General features: G+C 37.5%; 3 protein-coding genes. All 3 read left to right on the forward strand.

Annotated features, from left to right (window positions below):
- Nucleotides 1–685: 685 nt before the first annotated feature.
- Nucleotides 686–826, forward strand: a complete 141-nt coding sequence (locus tag F6K49_RS44205) for a hypothetical protein (RefSeq protein WP_293062021.1) — start codon at nt 686–688, stop codon at nt 824–826.
- A 393-nt stretch (nt 827–1,219) separates the two neighbouring features.
- Entirely contained in the window at nt 1,220–1,447 is a 228-nt protein-coding gene (locus F6K49_RS44210) for a hypothetical protein (RefSeq protein ID WP_293062023.1), read from the forward strand.
- 109 nt (nt 1,448–1,556) lie between these two features.
- Nucleotides 1,557–1,989, forward strand: a 433-nt coding sequence (locus F6K49_RS44215) for a hypothetical protein (RefSeq protein ID WP_293108257.1), incomplete at its 3' end; no start/stop codon positions are given.

Raw genomic sequence — 1,989 nt, forward strand, 5'->3', positions numbered from 1 at the left:
TGACGCCGGGCGATCGCCCCTTCTACTGCACTACCGATTAAATCTTCGATTTCGGGAAAACCGACCAGGTTTGATTCACTGGATTGAAGTTGCTTGATGTGAATGTTAGCCATTTTATTCTGTGTCCTTTGTTATTGTGACTAGAGTTTTAAACTAAAATTAAAACTCTACTAATAAGCTATCATTTAAAAAAAAAATAAAACTATTAAAGTATGACATAAAAATTACACTTATGCCTTATATCGAAATTTAGATTTTTCGGTGATTTTACTATAAACTATTTTTTCCTTCGTCGAACTGGGATTAAATAAGTTTAATCTTGTATTACAAGAGTAGTATTGGACTATTTTTTATCGTTTTTATCAGCTCGACTAGTTTTGTGGACATAACTGTTTTAGTTTATTTACTAAATTAGACATAAAGGGTTGTTCATAACTATGAGGTACACAGACTTTTTTCCCTACTCCCGACTCCCGACTCCCGACTCCCGACTCCCGACTCCCTACTCCCTGCTCCCTACTCCCTAAAACTTACGACTTTTTACCTAAGCCAATTTGCTCTAACTACATATAACTTTATGACAAAAAAGGTTTGCTTATGACATTAATAAATTAGGCAAAAACTCAACAAACTCAAGTAATCCAAGTATGATTCAAACAGAGATAAAAAATTATCAGAATTTATTTTGTTCCCTGCTCCCTGCTCCAATGCCTTGGAGGCGATCGCAAACTACTCTGGAATTCTGGATGCTGGGTTTGAGTTAATCCCCGTCGAACCTGGCGAACTGGATACGGTCGGAGCCGAGGCAGTTCCTTTGTTAATTTAATCACAAGAGGGGAAATGTTGACTGTATCAACCTAGGACGAAAGTGCCTTAGCCAATTACTGGTAGAAACTAATCTTAGTCTTTTAGTCCAAGAGTAGTCTTGGGCTTTTTTTTATGGTTTTTCTCAGCTCCACTAGTTTTGTGGACATAAATGTTTTAGTTGATTCGGTAAATTAGCGAGAGGTTAACTATAAGAGGTTACTTGTGAGCTATGAATAGGTTTAGCGGAAGGTAACTACATCTAATTTAATGACAAAAGTGTTTTTAATTTAGCATCAATAAACTGGATAAAAAGTAGAAAATTTAAATTGATATAAGTAGGATAAAAAGCAGGAATCAAACATGGCTAATTGATTTCTAATCAACCACAACCGTTTATTGGAGTAAAATTAAAATGGCCAAGATTAAAGTTAAGGACATCAAACCCACTGGCGCTGACTTGTTCAACGATTCTGAAAGTTTTATGAACGAACTGAGTAATGATGAGCTTGAACAGGCTATGGGAGGACGTATTATTGGGCCAGTATTTTCAGTACAAAAGAGCTGTAATTGCTTTCCCACTACTGGAGGAACTAAAACTATCATTTTCAAAACCTACCCATGTAGCCCTGTAATCCTGTAAACTCTTTTGACCAAATACCTTCACTGCTGAATAGTAACTTTAGGAGTGAAGGTTTGAGCAATCAAATCAGTATAACTATTACCTAACGTTCTGATCAGGGAGTCAGTCGATGTCTAAGTATACCCTTCCCCCTCTCCAGGAAGATTCTACAGTCACCTCAGTTTTAGAACCAGAGTTATCCCAGGGGAAATTTCAGGATAAAAAACCACAACAGCCTTCAGTGCTTCGTCCCAAATTAGCCTGTAAGGTTAACTACTATCAAGATCAGCTGATTTTTTCTCAGGATGGTCGAGATTTCGCGTTTCAGGTTAACAGTCAATCAGGAAAAATCTTAAAGAAGTTCATCTCTCTGATGGACGGAACTAAGAGTATGACTGAACTGCAACAAATGTTCTCGGCTAATAACTCTGAGTTTATCAATACTATTGTGCGTCACCTGGACGAACATAACTTGCTGGATGACGTTGCTCAGGTTAGGGTTAATTCAGGCATCGACACGTTGCTGGAATTGGAAGATTTGACCACTGAATTGCTCAATCAGC

This window comes from Moorena sp. SIO3I6, from assembly GCF_010672095.1.

What these genes read in the sequence shown, in the direction of transcription:
- F6K49_RS44210 (WP_293062023.1), top strand. Translation starts at nt 1,220, where the DNA reads ATGGCCAAGATTAAAGTTAAGGACATCAAACCCACTGGCGCTGACTTG.